Origin of the sequence: Bacillus sp. FSL K6-2971 (assembly GCF_038006405.1) — a bacterium.
Classification (GTDB): Bacteria; Bacillota; Bacilli; order Bacillales; family Bacillaceae; genus Bacillus; species Bacillus pumilus.
This window is the reverse complement of record NZ_JBBOVD010000001.1, coordinates 255,431-270,856: the sequence shown is the minus strand read 5'-3', so window position 1 is coordinate 270,856 and position 15,426 is coordinate 255,431. Positions and strand designations below refer to the sequence as shown.

19 protein-coding genes and 1 pseudogene are annotated in these 15,426 nt (G+C 40.5%); all 20 read right to left on the bottom strand.

Annotation, left to right across the window (positions count from 1 at the left end):
• Window position 1: 1 nt before the first annotated feature.
• The 20 genes and pseudogenes from MHI33_RS01620 to glmS all read right to left on the bottom strand — a co-directional run bounded on the left by MHI33_RS01620 (window position 2) and on the right by glmS (window position 15,261).
• The gene (locus tag MHI33_RS01620) at window positions 2-685 is read right to left on the bottom strand and encodes a bacitracin ABC transporter permease (RefSeq protein ID WP_268483256.1); all 684 of its coding nucleotides are present in this window, start codon (window positions 683-685) and stop codon (window positions 2-4) included.
• Window positions 686-735: 50 nt separating this feature from the next.
• A complete protein-coding gene (locus MHI33_RS01615) occupies window positions 736-1,368 on the bottom strand; it encodes a TetR/AcrR family transcriptional regulator (RefSeq protein WP_445661785.1) in 633 nt (210 codons plus the stop codon).
• A 236-nt stretch (window positions 1,369-1,604) separates the two neighbouring features.
• Entirely contained in the window at window positions 1,605-2,552 is a 948-nt protein-coding gene (locus MHI33_RS01610; RefSeq protein ID WP_340908572.1) for an alpha/beta fold hydrolase, read from the bottom strand.
• 201 nt (window positions 2,553-2,753) lie between these two features.
• The gene (locus MHI33_RS01605) at window positions 2,754-2,906 is read right to left on the bottom strand and encodes a hypothetical protein (protein ID WP_340908569.1); all 153 of its coding nucleotides are present in this window, start codon (window positions 2,904-2,906) and stop codon (window positions 2,754-2,756) included.
• Window positions 2,903-3,118, bottom strand: a complete 216-nt coding sequence (locus MHI33_RS01600; RefSeq protein ID WP_003217221.1) for a helix-turn-helix transcriptional regulator — start codon at window positions 3,116-3,118, stop codon at window positions 2,903-2,905. The genes MHI33_RS01605 and MHI33_RS01600 overlap by 4 nt, the downstream gene beginning before the upstream one ends.
• A 188-nt stretch (window positions 3,119-3,306) precedes the next feature.
• Complete coding sequence (locus MHI33_RS01595) at window positions 3,307-3,912, bottom strand: ABC-2 transporter permease (RefSeq protein WP_065097723.1); 606 nt, start codon at window positions 3,910-3,912, stop codon at window positions 3,307-3,309.
• Window positions 3,896-4,771: an ABC transporter ATP-binding protein gene (locus tag MHI33_RS01590; RefSeq protein ID WP_025206645.1), complete on the bottom strand. Its 876-nt coding sequence runs from the start codon at window positions 4,769-4,771 to the stop codon at window positions 3,896-3,898. Before MHI33_RS01590 ends, MHI33_RS01595 begins: the two co-directional genes overlap by 17 nt.
• A gap of 5 nt (window positions 4,772-4,776) precedes the next feature.
• On the bottom strand, window positions 4,777-5,148 hold the full coding sequence (locus tag MHI33_RS01585) for a GntR family transcriptional regulator (RefSeq protein ID WP_003217079.1): 372 nt from the start codon (window positions 5,146-5,148) through the stop codon (window positions 4,777-4,779).
• A 162-nt stretch (window positions 5,149-5,310) separates the two neighbouring features.
• Complete coding sequence (locus tag MHI33_RS01580; protein ID WP_335351428.1) at window positions 5,311-6,438, bottom strand: DUF418 domain-containing protein; 1,128 nt, start codon at window positions 6,436-6,438, stop codon at window positions 5,311-5,313.
• A 128-nt stretch (window positions 6,439-6,566) separates the two neighbouring features.
• On the bottom strand, window positions 6,567-6,782 hold the full coding sequence (locus MHI33_RS01575) for a hypothetical protein (protein ID WP_283924102.1): 216 nt from the start codon (window positions 6,780-6,782) through the stop codon (window positions 6,567-6,569).
• A gap of 23 nt (window positions 6,783-6,805) precedes the next feature.
• On the bottom strand, window positions 6,806-7,228 hold the full coding sequence (locus tag MHI33_RS01570; RefSeq protein ID WP_065097726.1) for a TlpA family protein disulfide reductase: 423 nt from the start codon (window positions 7,226-7,228) through the stop codon (window positions 6,806-6,808).
• Entirely contained in the window at window positions 7,228-7,743 is a 516-nt protein-coding gene (locus MHI33_RS01565) for a HEAT repeat domain-containing protein (RefSeq protein WP_050943428.1), read from the bottom strand. Before MHI33_RS01565 ends, MHI33_RS01570 begins: the two co-directional genes overlap by 1 nt.
• A gap of 19 nt (window positions 7,744-7,762) precedes the next feature.
• A pseudogene (gene skfF, locus MHI33_RS01560) lies at window positions 7,763-9,153 on the bottom strand (sporulation killing factor system integral membrane protein).
• Between the two features lie 19 nt (window positions 9,154-9,172).
• Window positions 9,173-9,895: an ABC transporter ATP-binding protein gene (locus tag MHI33_RS01555; RefSeq protein ID WP_340908560.1), complete on the bottom strand. Its 723-nt coding sequence runs from the start codon at window positions 9,893-9,895 to the stop codon at window positions 9,173-9,175.
• A gap of 199 nt (window positions 9,896-10,094) precedes the next feature.
• On the bottom strand, window positions 10,095-10,484 hold the full coding sequence (locus MHI33_RS01550) for a RidA family protein (protein ID WP_340908558.1): 390 nt from the start codon (window positions 10,482-10,484) through the stop codon (window positions 10,095-10,097).
• Window positions 10,485-10,654: 170 nt separating this feature from the next.
• Entirely contained in the window at window positions 10,655-11,419 is a 765-nt protein-coding gene (locus tag MHI33_RS01545) for an ABC transporter permease (protein ID WP_340908555.1), read from the bottom strand.
• Window positions 11,416-12,333, bottom strand: coding sequence for an ABC transporter ATP-binding protein (locus MHI33_RS01540; protein WP_126741713.1), 918 nt, complete (start codon window positions 12,331-12,333; stop codon window positions 11,416-11,418). The genes MHI33_RS01545 and MHI33_RS01540 overlap by 4 nt, the downstream gene beginning before the upstream one ends.
• A 14-nt stretch (window positions 12,334-12,347) precedes the next feature.
• Window positions 12,348-12,539 (bottom strand): PLD nuclease N-terminal domain-containing protein, encoded by a 192-nt coding sequence (locus MHI33_RS01535; protein WP_277687451.1) that lies wholly within the window; start codon window positions 12,537-12,539, stop codon window positions 12,348-12,350.
• Between the two features lie 157 nt (window positions 12,540-12,696).
• Window positions 12,697-13,053: a DUF2200 domain-containing protein gene (locus MHI33_RS01530; RefSeq protein ID WP_113768605.1), complete on the bottom strand. Its 357-nt coding sequence runs from the start codon at window positions 13,051-13,053 to the stop codon at window positions 12,697-12,699.
• Between the two features lie 405 nt (window positions 13,054-13,458).
• Window positions 13,459-15,261: a glutamine--fructose-6-phosphate transaminase (isomerizing) gene (gene glmS, locus MHI33_RS01525; RefSeq protein ID WP_044139155.1), complete on the bottom strand. Its 1,803-nt coding sequence runs from the start codon at window positions 15,259-15,261 to the stop codon at window positions 13,459-13,461.
• Window positions 15,262-15,426 lie beyond the last annotated feature (165 nt).

The following is a 15,426-nucleotide window of genomic DNA, read 5'->3' as shown; positions in this document are numbered from 1 at the left end:
CTTATCTCGCTTGAAGCCGTGTCATGCGGCCCCATAATTCCAAGATCACAATGAGGACAGCTATCATCATGACTCCTGACAAAATGAAATTCATTTGATCATTTCCATAAACAGCGATTAATACGTTTCCTAAAACAGCACATAGAACAATCGCAGTCAGAATGGTCATGAAAGTAGACCTCTTCATTACCCCCACTCTCATCGCAATCATGCCAATACCATTGATACAACAAGTAAACACTAGGTACGTTTTGATCACAGTGAACATCACATCAGCTGTCAGTGCATCTTGAACAATAGGGAAGAATGTTTCAGTGACACTAAACACAACAAATGAAGGAATGATACTACACAGCATGACAATTGTAGAAAAGCAAAGCATCCAAACCATTCTCGAAAGGAGGGATGACTTCATACTGGATGAATGAGGTTCATGTTCTTTCAATGCAGTCACTATTACTCGACAATACATCATGGCTGTGACGATCGAAAAAAAGATCATCCATACTATACTGGTCAACAAATAGATATTCTGATATTGCTGAAAACCTATTTCCTGTTCAACCTGTGCAACAAACGCGACAAAATAAATAAACACCAGCAGTACAATACTGACAATCATACTAGCTTGAATATAATGTTTCATATGGCTTTTTCTTAGCTCAAGTTTTACGAAGTGAAGCATAAGGCATCCTCCTATGAAATGAATTTTGCTTTTGACTCTTTTCTGACCATTTAGGTTCTTGGCTGATCATAACCACCAATCCCAGCATAATGCGCTGTGACCTTTTGAATAAATAGATCACTCACCACATCCACTCCGAGACCTTTCATCATCTGTTGTAAAAACAGTAAACGCTGGCTAGTTTCCTGCTCATCACGAGCAAATAGCGTTGGGTTCAGCCATATATTGACGAGAAGCATAAACACTTCTGCCACTTCACCAGGAAATGCAGTCTTTATCGAACCATCCTCAATTCCTTCAAGAATCAGCTGTTTGATTTTAAGCGCATCCTGATTTACGCCTGCTTTCATTCCCTCAACCACAAATTGCGGATTTTTGATCTGGTCAACCAAGATCCCATCAATCGAATGAGATTTTGAATCTGCCACTAGTTGCTCTAAAATACGCTGCAACTTCTCTTTCGCATGCGCTGCCTCTGTATGCTTAATCAGATCTTCAAGCTTCTCAGTCGCATGACGAAATTGCCTCTCCATCACGGCACGTAATATTTCTTCCTTCGATTTAAAATGATGATAAATAGTCCCTTTAGACATGTTCAATTCTTGGATGATATCCTGCAAACTCGTCTTTTCGAATCCTTTTTCCTGAAACAGCTTCGTCGACACATCTAAAATTTGCTTGATTGTCTTTTCTGGATATTTATTTCTGGCCAAATAAAACGCCCCCTTTTACATACCGACCGTTGGTATGTATATTTGTATTTTTCATTATAAACTGTTCTTAAAGATTTGTATAGAATAAAAAAAAAGACCGCTCACACGGTCTCTTCAAGTACAAATTGTAAATTTTTCAACACTAGAAAATGAAAATATTGTTCAATAAACTTGGGTAACTAGATAATGCGGGGAAGGTATTATTACTAACGGTGACTCTCGATGTTAGATAAAAATTCTCTAAAATCAGCTGCGAGTTCCTTCGATTTCGTATGATGCAAATAATGGCCGCCTTTGAAAGTAACTACTTTTCCGTGATCTACATTTTTCAGTAGATCTTCATGCATTGGTTTCCAGCTTGGTGTTTCTTTCTCCGTTTGATCCGCTAGATAGAAAACAACGGGGAGATTCTTAGGGAAATGTATGCGTTGAGCATTTTTAAAATTATTCGTGAAGTTTTCTGCCTCACTAGCTTGGCTTTCATCCAAGAAATTTCGGAAGGTCAGCATTTTAATCTGAGCTTTCGTTTGATCATCCACTTTAGGCATCACCAGTTGGTCTGGATTCACTTTCACTATCAATCTGTAAAAGCCGGATTGATGAAGCAGCTGTAAGCTGGAGACTGGCAATTCATCTGCATCCTCCTGCTTAGGAACACTGCTGTCAATTCCAACAAACGCTTGGACTTCTTTTTCATATTGATTCACATATTCTAATCCATAAATGCCAGAGATCGAATGACCCATCAACGTATACTTTTTAATGTTAAGCTTCTGCAAACATTCATGAATCTCATCTACAATGTTTTGACTTGTCCGTACTTTATCTGTATCGTCACTTAAACCATATCCAAATGGTTCAATCACTACGACTCTATAATAAGGTGATAATTCATCTACTAGAGGCTTGAAATCTAGCACTGGTGAAGCAGTTCCATAGCCTGGGAGAAGTACAATCGTTTCTTTCCCATCGCCTTGAATGAGCACATTCATTTGCTTCCCATCCACCAAGACCTTTTGCCCATAAGCTTCTATTTTCCCCTTCTCCCGTTCATTACTAATGAGGCTTACAAAATAAACAGTAGCTAGAAAAACAACCATGACCGTGATAATGGTGCCTATGGAGATCAGCATGATTCTCAATATTTTTTTCATTGGTTTTCTCTTCCCTTCATGATGAAGAACTCTAGCCTACATCCCTCGATGAAAATTAATATTTTCTTTCACAATAGATGATGCCGATTGTATTTGCGCAAACACTTGATACATACATAAAAGTAATCGCTATATAAAACCATTCTGTTGGAGATGAAAATTGATGGACTAAAGATTGAATGATAACAACTAATAGATAAGCTAAAGCAACACTACAATAGAAAAACTTCCTGCTTTCGCTAGAATAAATTGACCTCGTTCATCATGTTTATATTCACGGTTTTTCTTAAATTGAAAGGCCGTGCTTAAAATAGAAAGGATAATCAAAGAATAAAGAATGATCGTCGTCATCATTGTGGTTCCTCCTTGTCGACCTCTTGAAATACGTCATACAAATCAACTTCAAATGTCCTAGCAATTTGAAAGGCTAATTTTAAAGACAAAGAATATTTACCATTTTCAATCGCTGCCACAGTTTGACGAGTCACACCTAACTTCTCTGCCAAATCCTTTTGTGTCCAGTCTCTTTCTGCCCGTAATACCTTAATTCGATTTTTAATCTCCATTTGAAATCCCTTTCTTAAAGGATGATTTATTTAACAATATGTTAAAAATTATTAACATTATGTTAATTAATAATAACCTCTTTTCTTCTGTATGTCAATTTCACCAGATGCAAAAAAATAAGAATCATCCATTTTGAAAGTCTTACCTCAAAATGAATGATTCTCTAAAAATGATGTGATCATCTGAATTAGAACACTTTCCTCTGGTAAATCGCAGTAGAAAGTCCCCAAGACAGCAAGTAGATGAGCATAATCAGCACAGTTGATCCCGTATATAAAATAGGGATCGATAAATTCATCATAAAATCAGTGACCCCACTGAATTGCTCTGCTAAATAGAGAACAACTGGCGGTCCCATAGCAGATAATAGGATAAAGCCAATGAGCACTGCCGTTGTGATATAACCAGGCTTTAAGATATAAAACAATGGAAACGTACACGCCGCGAACAATAAAAACAACCCGCTGCCAAGAGCAATATCCGTCATCGAAAACAGCTTCCCAAAACTAAATAAAGCAACACTTGTCAGCCCGATCGCAATGACCATATAAAAAACGGCACCAAGATAACGAGATGCAATAATTTCATTCCGTGTATAAGGCAAAGAATTTAATAGAATATTCGTTTCTGCCTTCTCATCATAAGCGTATGTGTTAAATGGAATGAAGACACTAGCGACTAGAAACGTCAATACTGGATGGACATCCATGAAAATAAAAAATAAGATAAACGGAATAAAAATAAGTAACTGCTTCTTTTGCAAAATCACATCACGCTTAATTAAATGAAACATGCGCAACCCCGCCTTTCAAATAAAACATGATATCCTCAAGCGACGCCGGTTCAATCACAACAGCATCCCCAAAAATAAGTTTCACCTCATCAATCCGATCTGTTAATGCTTCAAATCCGGCTGCCGTACGCTGAATATGGATAAACGCCTTTTCTGTGTCTCGATCCAATAAATCCAGGCTCCCCTTCACCAGCGCATAATTCTCCGCCACCTCATGAATCGACTGTTGAAAGACCAATCTTCCATTTTGTATAAACGCAATATAATCCGCAATGCGATCTAAATCAGTCGTCATATGCGTCGAGAAAAAGATCGTTCGATTTCCATCAATCATCAATTCTTGTAACGTGCCGAGCAGCTCTCTTCTAAAGACCGGATCCAACCCAGCAGTTGGTTCATCCATGATAATCAGCTCGGCATGATGCGACAGCGCAATCGCAAGTGACGCCTTCATCTGCATCCCTTTTGAAAATGTTTTGATCGCTTTATTCAGCGGCAGACCAAACTGTTCAATATATTGATAAAAAAGCTGGTCATCCCAGCGTTTATAGGCAGGTGCCACAATTCGTTTAATGTCCTTTAAATTCAATCCTGGGAAAAAAACGTTAGCATCGTAAACAAAGCCGATTCGTTCCTTAATCTCTTTTTCATGGGTGCGGTAATCTAGTCCGAAGATTTTAACCTCACCCGAATCTGGTTTTAATAAATTCATAATCATTTTAATCGTGGTCGACTTACCAGCGCCATTTTCTCCAATAAACCCTGTAACAAAGCCTTTTTTGACCTGTAAATCAAGATTCTGAACAGAAAAGTCCTTGAATCGTTTTGATACTCCTTTGAATTCAATCACGTGCTCCACTCTTCTCACTCCTCATACAAGAACTTTAATAACTGCTGCAATTCATCAAAAGATAAGCCTAATTCCTTGCCGTTTGTAACAACTGCTCCAAGCTGTTCCTCAATCACCTTCAATTTCTTCTCTCTCATGACCTCTAGGTTTTGCTCGGCAACAAATGATCCCTTACCGACAATCGAATAAATAAATCCTGCCTTCTCTAACTCTTCATATGCTCGCTTTGTTGTGATGACGCTGATCTGCAAATCCTTCGCTAGCTTTCGAATAGACGGTAGTGCCGCACCTTCCGCCAGCTCACCCGTTAAAATCATCGATTTAATTTGATTCGTAATTTGCTCATAGATGGGCTCCTTAGAGTGGTTTGAAATCGTAATTTGCATATAAAAACCTCTTTTTTTCTGTACTGGTGTTTGGAACGAAATATTGTATATACACTATATATACATTATATACACACTGAAAGAATAATCAACCATTTTTTGATTGCAACTCAACTAAAAAACCGCACAGCTTTTCAGCTATGCGGCCTTCCCCAACAAAATTTATCTCCAATACACCCATTTTCCCATCATCCACTCCACCGGACCTCTTCTCCATTTTTTCAAATAGAGATAGCTGATGAACAGCTGTGCTGTATACAGTCCGACAGCGAGCAGCAGTCCAAACATTGATCCCATTTGTCCAAATAGACCAAGTCCATAAGAATAGAAAATCGTTGTACAAATGATCGACTGCGCCAAATAATTTGAAAGGGACAAACGACCAAGCCCTGCAAGCAAACGTTTGAGGCCTTCGGCTGCCTTCGAATAGTAAAAAACAATAAAAGCTTGAATATACCCGATCGCCAGCACATATCCACCGAGAACCATAACGAATTCACTCCAAGGCGCATCAATGAACGTCGCACATTTTAGTGCAAGGCCGACGACAATGACCCAGACCCAGCCTTTGCGATAGGCCATCCCTCGATCTTCTTCTGTGAGATGCCCTCGTTTACCAATCACCATGCCTAGCAAGGCGAACGGCCCCACCGTCATCGTACCGAAAAGAAACCCTAGTATCGGCATAAACGTAATGCTCACGATCGCCAAAATAATGGTCACAATCATCATATCGTCTTCAACCGTAATCCGGCTGAGCAAAATATCAGCATAATCACCCTTCGCATACACATCGGTTAATAATTCATCAGTCCCATGAACAAGTTTCATCATGTATGGCGAAACGACTAATGACAATGCACCTAACACACCCGACCAAATCAGCATTGTTTTGATCCGGCTGCTCATAAACATCATCAAGAAAAGCATACAAGCTCCATAATAAAGAAGAATGTCACCATTCCAAATAAAGATGTAATGCAGCATTCCAAGCACAATCAGACCAAAACCACGGCGGACGACAATGGCATTCGTATTTAGTCCCTTAGCTTTCGTAGATTCAATCAGCTTGATAAAAGAATACCCAAACAAAAAGGAGAAAATCGGATAAAACGACCCCTGGAACAAAATTTCCGTTACATAAACGCCAAATTCCTGCCCCCAAAAACTCGAATCAAACATTTTCTCAAAATCATAATCATATTGAAAATTAAGCATATTCACGATCAAAATACCTAATAAACTAAAACCACGCAAACTATCAATTAACTCAACCCTAGACCCCTTCAACTCGACAGCTCCTTCGGAAAATATAAAAGCATATTTATCCTACCACACTTTTAAAAAATTGGTCTCTACACCCATGTAAAAACATGCGTTTTAAGGTAAATTTAATAAAAAAACCTAGAATATACATTCTAGGTTTCATACGAATGAATTGATGAATGATGACTTTCTTCTTTCCGCGTCACACGTTTCAAATAAAACAAAATCCCCAATCCCCAAAAAATCAACGTCAGCTCCCAGTCTGCAGAAATCGAAAACCATTTCAATATCATTAAAATCAACAAAACCGCTCCAACACCGGCGAAAAAAACCGTGTTTCTTTTTAATTCTTTGTTTGATAGAAACAACACTCTCTCCTCCCTGATACTTACTAACTAATTGAATGTTTTTCTAACTTTTTCAATATTTTTTCCAAGCCGCTATCTCCCATTTTTCGATCTATTAAATTTCCCTCTTCATCTATAAGGCAAAAGCTAGGTAACCCTTGAATCTTATACTTTGCAACAATCTCATAATCCTGATCCAACACAATAGGAGCGGTCATATTTTTTTCCTCTGCATATTCTGAAACAACATCTGCCGACTTTTCATCTTCTGTATATGGAACATGGACACAGGTTAAATGAATACCCAACTGATTTACACGATGTAGAATGTGGTCGGTTAATTCTTCACAATGCGGACAGTTGACTGACCAAAAGTATAGAAGCTGCTGTCCCTCAGATAAACTCCTTTGATCTGAAGGAAAAATCCAAGGGAGGTGCTCAGGCCAATTGAGTTTTTGCGTTTCCACTATTCATCCCCCTTTTCCTTTAGCTGAAAAGCAATAATCTTCCCTAATGCTTCCTCTGCAGCAAAAGGAGTGACGCTGCCTGTTGGATTTTCTTGTTCTTGTTTTAAGCACTCGTACATGTTTTTTTCAATTTTTGATGGATCAATCCAAGAGATACACCATGATGCCCAGAAACAAGTAGGTCCCTCATAACGTTTAGCCAGTGCCAGAAGGAATGGCAAGCTAGGCTGTCCAATCCTCATGAGTGACATGGCAGCGGCCATTCTTGTATCCTCTTCTTCACTTTCTAATAGCTGTGCTAGTGGCTCAGCTGCTTCTCCCGCATCTGCTCCAAATTCACCAAGTACAGCTGCTGCAATGTTCCGCAGAGATCCTTTTTCTTTTAAAGCCTCAACAAGGACGGGTACTGCATCTTTTCCGAACTTTCTCAATTCCCCTATTGCTTGAACGATCGTTACTTCATTTGTATTTGCCAATTGTTGAACTGATTGAGACAGCTTATTTTCTGGTTTCATTGACAATCAACTCCTCTGTTTAATGAACCGCACGGTATCGATAACAAAGCACATAAAATCCTGCTCCAGCCACTAGGGATACAATTGTTGTCAACAAGCCATCAGTGATTAGATGAATGCTAATCATAACCATAGCACTGATCACAGACGCAAATAGCAATGATCGATAATAGGCGGCCAAAGCAAAACTCCTTTCTCTTCTCAGAGGCTGCATAAAGGCAAAGAGCCGTATGGCCAAAAACCATATATAAACTCCTCCACCAAATAAGGTCCAATACAATACATCCTGAATCTCAATTAAATAAAGAGAAATCAAGTAGAACGCATACAGCCAAAAGGTTTGAAACACTTCTAACAGAATGATTTTTTGATATAAAGCACCTGGAAAAAGATAGAGCACTCCTGTTTGTGCGTGTCTTACAATCCCAGCATAATATGAACTAAAAAGAACGGATGAAGCGATGACGATTAAGAATAGATTCAGCCAATCAGAAAAATAAGTAAGGACGACATAGTAAGTACCAATTAACAGCATGGTAGATAACAAATGAAAGGCAGCATACTTTTTTACCAGCAATAATTCAATCCAAAGAAAAGCCCAGCTACCCGTTAATGACGAAAGCCCCCACCACGTCTTGACCTTTTTTTGAACAATTGGACTTGATTGAATATGTTTCCCCTCAAATTCTTCCCAAAATACTGCCTCTTTGACTAAAGACTCCTTCATCTCTAAACGATGACTAGCCCTATACATCATGATGAAAGATAGGAACATTACTCCAATAAAGATGAAGAAAGAATGGAGAACTCTCCGATCATACGTCCAGCTTGAAACATCAAAGAATCAGCAATGTTCATCAAGAAGGGCTGTTTCATCATGAATTGATTCAAAACCAGCAGTGCAAAGAAGCCAAACATCAATACAAAACCGAGTATGAGCAGGCGCTTATATACTCGAATGGTTCTAGCACAAGACATCGCAATCATCCAAGTTTCAGCCAAACATAACAGCCCTGTCAGGATGAGTGATTTTCCAAGCAGAAACGGGTACTGCTGCGTCATAAAAAACAGAAGTAGATCCGCAGCCACAGCAGAAACAATGAGAAGAGCCCCTCGCCAAAAAATGTGATATAACCATACACTGATGACAACTGTCCATAGAGAAGCGCCATTTCCATATAACCAAATGATATCGTTCATTTGACTAGGCAGCCGATTTGTAAACAAGCCAAACCCCGTATAGAGAACAAACAAACAGGCAATGATCCACCCAGCTGCAACGGCATTCCAATCACCCATACTTGAAACTGCGCTTAGCTGAAAACCAATAGCCGCAATGAAAAGAAGTAAGATCAGAAAAGGCATTTTCTTTTCTTGATTTTTACTGATCAAGCGTCTTTGAGATTTCATCCATAAAAGGGAGAGTGTGTTATTCACTTGACCACTCCCCCAGAAGTTGAATGACTTCTGCCCTCCACTCACTCTGTTCTTCCTTTAATTGAGGAACATCCATATTTTTCATGATGGCGCCGTCTCGTATCAATACCACCCTACTGGCCGTATCGAGAACGAACTCCAGACTATGAGTCGACACAAAGACCGACCCACCTTGACTGCTTTTTTGTCTCAGCCAATCCGCCAGCCACTGTTTTGACGGAATATCTAACCCGACAGTCGGTTCATCTAATATAAAAAGGGAGGCATCTTGAACAATGGCCCCTGCTAAGACGACACGCTGCTTTTGGCCTCTTGACAGCCTTCCGCACAGTTCGTTCATCTTTTTTTCCATATGTACTTCTTTCAACGCTCCATATACCTTTTCCTTGATCTGTTTTAAGCCTTTATGATATCCACGAGCACGGAATTGAACATGTTCAGCAGCCGTTAAGTCTGGATACAAATACGGCTGATCAGGAATAAGAGCTACTTGTTTTTGGACATGGGAATGACCAGGCGGGAAACCCTCAATGAGAATTTCCCCTCCATCTGGTTTATATAGCCCCGTTAAACACCGAATCGTTGTCGTCTTCCCGGCACCATTAGGCCCGAGTAGCGCCACAACCTCACCTGCTTCGATGGAAAATGACAGACCCTCTATCCCATCACCATTGCTGTATCGTTTGCTTATATTCTGAACCTCCATGAATGGCATCAAATCTCTCCCTTACTATTAGAGTGATGTATGCTTATCAATGGTGTTTTTTACGATGACATGTAAATGTAATTAGACCCACTCAATATTTACCCTGATATTACCATACAGACAATAACAAGATAAGGGTATAGAGGTAATTTCTTAAAATTTCACAAAACAAAAAAGATTGAGCATCAACCACCCAATCTTTTACCGATTAAATCTCCTGACAAGCCCAAGCATCCACTTCTACCTTAAGAGCAGGAGAAGCCAATGCCACCACATAAATCATCGTCATACAAGGCAGATGCTCGCCCAAAAACTGCCCCATGATTCGTTTTCTGCTCTCCGCATCGAACTCTCCTACGAGATAAAATACTAATTTCGTTATGTCTTCTACCGTCATGTCTGCCGCTTCTATGTTTCGCTTCACATTCTCTAATGCTAGTTGGAGCTGCTCTAATGGACTCTCTGGAATTGTTCCATCCGTCTCCATCCCTACTTGACCTGATAGGGTTAACCACCGCTGTGGTCCTGTTGTTTCTATTTGATGAGTATATGGTGCAACTGGCGGGTGAATGGTCTCCGGATAACGTGATGTTCTCATTGATAAAAACCCCTTTTCTGAAAATACAATCAATTTATATCCATCATATCAAACTTTCTTTCTCACTCAGATTGATATGCTTCTAGTGACGCTAACAAAAAAGCCTTCCAAATAAAAAGTCTCCTATAAAATAGACCCTTTAGATCTTCATATCCAAAGGGTCCACCAACCTATAATTCTTGTTTTCTAAAAAGAAACCATCCGATGAGAAAAAAGAAACCAATCAATACAGATACACCTAGAAAGCTTGTAAGCGCCTGATCCGAATAAGTCCCTCTATGAATCATCTCCTCGGCCGCACTTGTCACGCCTTTAGGCGCAAACTTCCCTAATGTATCCTCATAAAATGAAGGAACGGTAAATAGAATAAGGTTGATCAAAAGCGATACACCGCCAGCTGTGACGGAACGTGTAAAGAATGCCGAAGCACAAATGGTCGATACCACAATCAGCAATAAATTGGGGTAATAAAGAAGCATTCCTTTTACCACATTGACCCAATCCACATGCCCAAATTGGATGTCCACATAATAAACGGAGGCAAGCACTGCCACTACCAAACTAAACAAGGTCAAACAAGCATAGGCGCATATTTTCGAGACATAATAACTCATTCGACTGATTGGTTTCACCATGATCATCGCCGTCACCCCAGAGGCACGCTCTCCTGCGATCGTCCCCATCACAATCATAATGAGAATAAAAACGCCAAGCGAATCGAACTTACTCAATGCACTCGCTAAAGCCTCACCAGCGCTAGGCTCTGGTATATAAAATGTGGACCCTTCAGGTAGATTCGCTGATTTCGACAAAAGATCTGGCAGCATTTTAAGCGTAATAGGCTGTGTGATCATTAAAATCGTAAAAATAATCGGCACAAATAACATTTTATAACTAGTGAATAACTCCCTAAATTCCTTTTTAAACATCATCACGCCGTCACAACCTTCATGAAAATATCTTCAAGCGTCAGCTTAGATAGTCGATAATGGAGGAGAACACCGCCAGCTTCAGTGATGAGACGAGGCAGCTCCTTCAATGCCATTTGTTGATCGTTGACTCGCACCTGATAAGCGTCTCCTGTTTCAATGCATTCCTCCACCCAATCCCGCTCCTTTAACAAAGCCACTAGTTTCGTATTCTGTTGTTCTAATTGAAATTCAATCACTGGCTGGATATAGTCTTCTTTGATCTGTTTCATCGAAGAGGACATCTCAATTTTTCCACTGTTGATCATGATAATATGATCCGCCACTCGTTCAATGTCGTCTAAAATATGGGTCGACATAAAGATCAACATCTCATGCTTTAGACGCTCAATCAAAGTCAGGACATCTTTCCTTCCCATTGGATCAAGTGCAGACACAGGCTCATCCAAGATCAGAACCTTCGGGCTGTTGATCAGTGCCTGCGCAATGGCAAGCCTTTGCTTCATCCCTCCGCTATAGCTGCCAATGGCACGATCCTTCGCCTCATATATCCGGCAAAGCTTCAACAGCTCCTCTGTTTTGGAGCGAATGATGTTTTTCTCTAATTGAAATAACCCGCCAACCCAATGCATCCACTCCTGCCCCGTCATATCCTGATAAAATGCAGGCTGCTGCGGACAATAGCCAATCACATGACTAATGTCATCCATGTCCTTTGTCACATCCAAACCCGACACCTTCACGACGCCAGACGTAGGACGAGCAAGCCCCGTCAAAATCCGAATCGTCGTTGTCTTCCCCGCACCATTGGCTCCTAAAAAGCCGACACATCCAACCTCCCCAACAGAAAACGAGACATTTTTTAAAACTTCATTCGGGCCATACGATTTCGTCAGCCCATGACACTCCAGCATATTCAAGCGAATTCCCCCTTTTAAGATTGTTTACGGCCAAAAATGAAATACGCAATAGGACCGGCACTCGCCACAAACACAATCACCAAAGCCCAAATCCACTTCACTTCTCCTCTGATCCTCGATGGATCTCTTTTCAGCAAATCAAACAAACCAATCACCATTAAAATGGCTTGTAGCAAAATAAGAGGTAAAATCAGCTTCATGTCCATCCACACCACTCCTTTTTCATACGTCAATTTGTTTTGGTATTACTTCTTTTGACGACATGAAGAGGGAATTCGTTCAAATGGGTTTTATTTTTATTGGTCAAATGGTCTATATAAAAAAAGCCCAGTGAAGGTTATTCACTGGACTTGCTTGTTATGATCATGAAGAACACCGCAAAATCTTTTCCATCGCCTTTCCTTTTGCTAACTCATCAATCAGCTTATCTAGATACCGAATGTTTTTCATGGTTTCTTCCTCAATGTCTTCTACTCGAACACCACAGATGACTCCTTTGATTAAACTACGGAAAGGATGCAGCTCAGGGGCCTCAACAAAGAAGTTTTCAACATCTATCTGTTGATTCACCCGTTCCTGCAACTCTTCCGGACTGTGCCCCGTCAACCAACAAATGATCGTATCAACTTCAGCTTTCGTTCGTCCTTTTCTCTCTGCCTTTGCGATATAGAGAGGATAGACTTTTGCAAAGCTCATTGTATAGATTTTAGGTTTGGTCATGTGTTTTTCTCTCTTTCTTTTTAAAATATTCAAGCTGTATGGTCTTCTCTACATGCTGCTCTCTTAGTATGCCTATTCTCTTTTTATTACCTGCATCTTTTTTGAAAGTCTATATTTATGAAATTGAACGAAACAGAATCCTAGAAATACACAAATCGGTCCTTCGACGGTAGCAGGACCGCCAATCAACAAATAAGAGCTTATAAACAATGCGATATAAACGATGAAGAAAAAAAAATTCCCCTTTTCTCCTTTTTTAAATATTCACTCATAATGATTCTGCTCCCTTGAACATGTACGATCTTATCGAATCTATCTTTCATTTTATTTAGTTCTTTAGACACAAAAATACCCCTTTAGACAATTATATCTAAAGGGGTATCAAAAATCCGATTTTATTTAAACCTACTCCACCGTCACACTCTTCGCAAGGTTACGTGGTTTATCCACATCACACCCGCGGTGAAGGGCTGCGTAGTAAGCGATTAGCTGTAATGGGACAACAGATGCAAGTGGTGCAAGTGCTGGGTGTACAGCTGGAAGGACGAAACGGTCGCCTTCGTCTTCTAGACCTTTTAGTGAGATGACACATGGGTTTGCGCCGCGTGCAACGACTTCTTTGACGTTTCCGCGAATGCTGAGGTTCACGTGCTCTTGCGTTGCAAGGGCAATGACCGGTGTGCCTTCTTCAATTAAAGCAATCGTGCCGTGTTTGAGTTCTCCCCCAGCAAATCCTTCTGCTTGGATGTAAGAGATCTCTTTTAGTTTTAGTGAACCTTCAAGGCACACATAGTAATCAAGTCCTCTTCCGATAAAGAATGCGTTACGTGTCACTGTGAAGAAGTCACGAGCGATTTGTTCCATTTCATCCTTTTGATCGACAAGGGCTTCCATTGCGTTTGCTACAATCCCAAGCTCTTTCACAAGGTCGAAGTCAAGAGATTGACCATTTAATTCAGCTGCAACGGATGCAAGGATCGCAAGAACAGCGATTTGCGCTGTGTAAGCTTTTGTTGAAGCCACTGCGATTTCTGGTCCTGCATGAAGAAGCAATGTGAAGTCCGCTTCACGAGAAAGCGTAGATCCTGGTACGTTTGTGATCGTTAATGCTTTATGACCAAGTTCTTTGACTTGAACAAGTACAGCACGGCTGTCCGCAGTCTCCCCAGATTGAGAAAGGAAGATGAACAACGGTTTTTTCGATAGAAGCGGCATGTTGTAAGAGAATTCACTTGCTACATGGACTTCTACAGGTACTTTCGCCCAGTCTTCAATGTATTGTTTACCGACAAGTCCAGCATGGTAGCTCGTTCCACAAGCCACAATGTAAATGCGGTCTGCTTCTGCTACTGCGCTTGCGATATCGCCAGCGACTGACAGCTTGCCGTTTTCGTCTTGATATTCTTGGATGATTTTGCGCATAACAAGCGGCTGCTCATCCGTTTCTTTTAACATGTAGTGAGGATATGTGCCTTTCTCGATGTCGCTTGCGTCTAGCTCAGCGATATAAGAAGGACGTGTCATGATATCACCGTCAAGGTTTTTGATGATCACCTCGTCTTTTGTGACAATGACCATTTCTTTATCCATTAATTCCGCATATTCGTTTGTTACTTGAAGCATCGCCATTGCGTCAGAAGCTACAACGTTGAAATCTTCTCCGAAACCAACCAATAATGGGCTTTTGTTTTTCGCCACATAGATTGTTTCTTTGTTTTCGTTATCGAAAAGGGCAATTGCGTAAGAGCCTTTTAGTTGAAGAAGCGTTTGACGGAAAGCTTCCTCTGTATCAAGACCTCTGCTTACAAATTGTTCGATGACTTGAACAACAACCTCTGTATCTGTGTCGCTTTTTAGTGGGACGTCTTGTAAATATTCGCGTGTCAATTGTACATAGTTCTCGATGACACCGTTATGAACAAGCGTAAAACGGCCAGAAGCACTTTGATGCGGATGCGCATTTAGATGGCTTGGTACACCGTGTGTTGCCCAACGTGTATGTCCGATTCCAGCTGAAGATGCTACGTTTGCATCAACAACTTCACGAAGCTCAGCGATACGTCCTTTTTCTTTGAACACATGCACGCCTTCTTCGTTTGCCACAGCGATACCTGCTGAGTCATACCCACGGTACTCAAGCTTCTCTAAACCTTTTAATAAGATTTCCTTCGCATCATTCTGACCAATATAACCTACGATTCCACACATAAATATTCTTCCTCCCGATCATGTGAAAGGGACAAAGAAAGCCTACTAAAATAGAAGGGACATTTCTTCGTCCCTCTCTACATGTTTAATTTGGGAGATCATGTGTATTCCCTTTGTACAAAGAGTCACCTCTTTGCTTTAAAGAAACACTTACGGCTGTGATCT

Bases quoted from the DNA above. Each gene is read 5' to 3' on its own strand.
- MHI33_RS01620 (WP_268483256.1), bottom strand. From the start codon at position 685: ATGCTTCACTTCGTAAAACTTGAGCTAAGAAAAAGCCATATGAAACAT.
- MHI33_RS01610 (WP_340908572.1), bottom strand. From the start codon at position 2,552: ATGAAAAAAATATTGAGAATCATGCTGATCTCCATAGGCACCATTATC.
- MHI33_RS01605 (WP_340908569.1), bottom strand. From the start codon at position 2,906: ATGATGACGACGATCATTCTTTATTCTTTGATTATCCTTTCTATTTTA.
- MHI33_RS01600 (WP_003217221.1), bottom strand. From the start codon at position 3,118: ATGGAGATTAAAAATCGAATTAAGGTATTACGGGCAGAAAGAGACTGG.
- MHI33_RS01595 (WP_065097723.1), bottom strand. From the start codon at position 3,912: ATGTTTCATTTAATTAAGCGTGATGTGATTTTGCAAAAGAAGCAGTTA.
- MHI33_RS01585 (WP_003217079.1), bottom strand. From the start codon at position 5,148: ATGCAAATTACGATTTCAAACCACTCTAAGGAGCCCATCTATGAGCAA.
- MHI33_RS01565 (WP_050943428.1), bottom strand. From the start codon at position 7,743: ATGAAACCAGAAAATAAGCTGTCTCAATCAGTTCAACAATTGGCAAAT.
- MHI33_RS01555 (WP_340908560.1), bottom strand. From the start codon at position 9,895: ATGCCATTCATGGAGGTTCAGAATATAAGCAAACGATACAGCAATGGT.
- MHI33_RS01550 (WP_340908558.1), bottom strand. From the start codon at position 10,484: ATGAGAACATCACGTTATCCGGAGACCATTCACCCGCCAGTTGCACCA.
- MHI33_RS01535 (WP_277687451.1), bottom strand. From the start codon at position 12,539: ATGGACATGAAGCTGATTTTACCTCTTATTTTGCTACAAGCCATTTTA.
- MHI33_RS01530 (WP_113768605.1), bottom strand. From the start codon at position 13,053: ATGACCAAACCTAAAATCTATACAATGAGCTTTGCAAAAGTCTATCCT.
- glmS (WP_044139155.1), bottom strand. From the start codon at position 15,261: ATGTGTGGAATCGTAGGTTATATTGGTCAGAATGATGCGAAGGAAATC.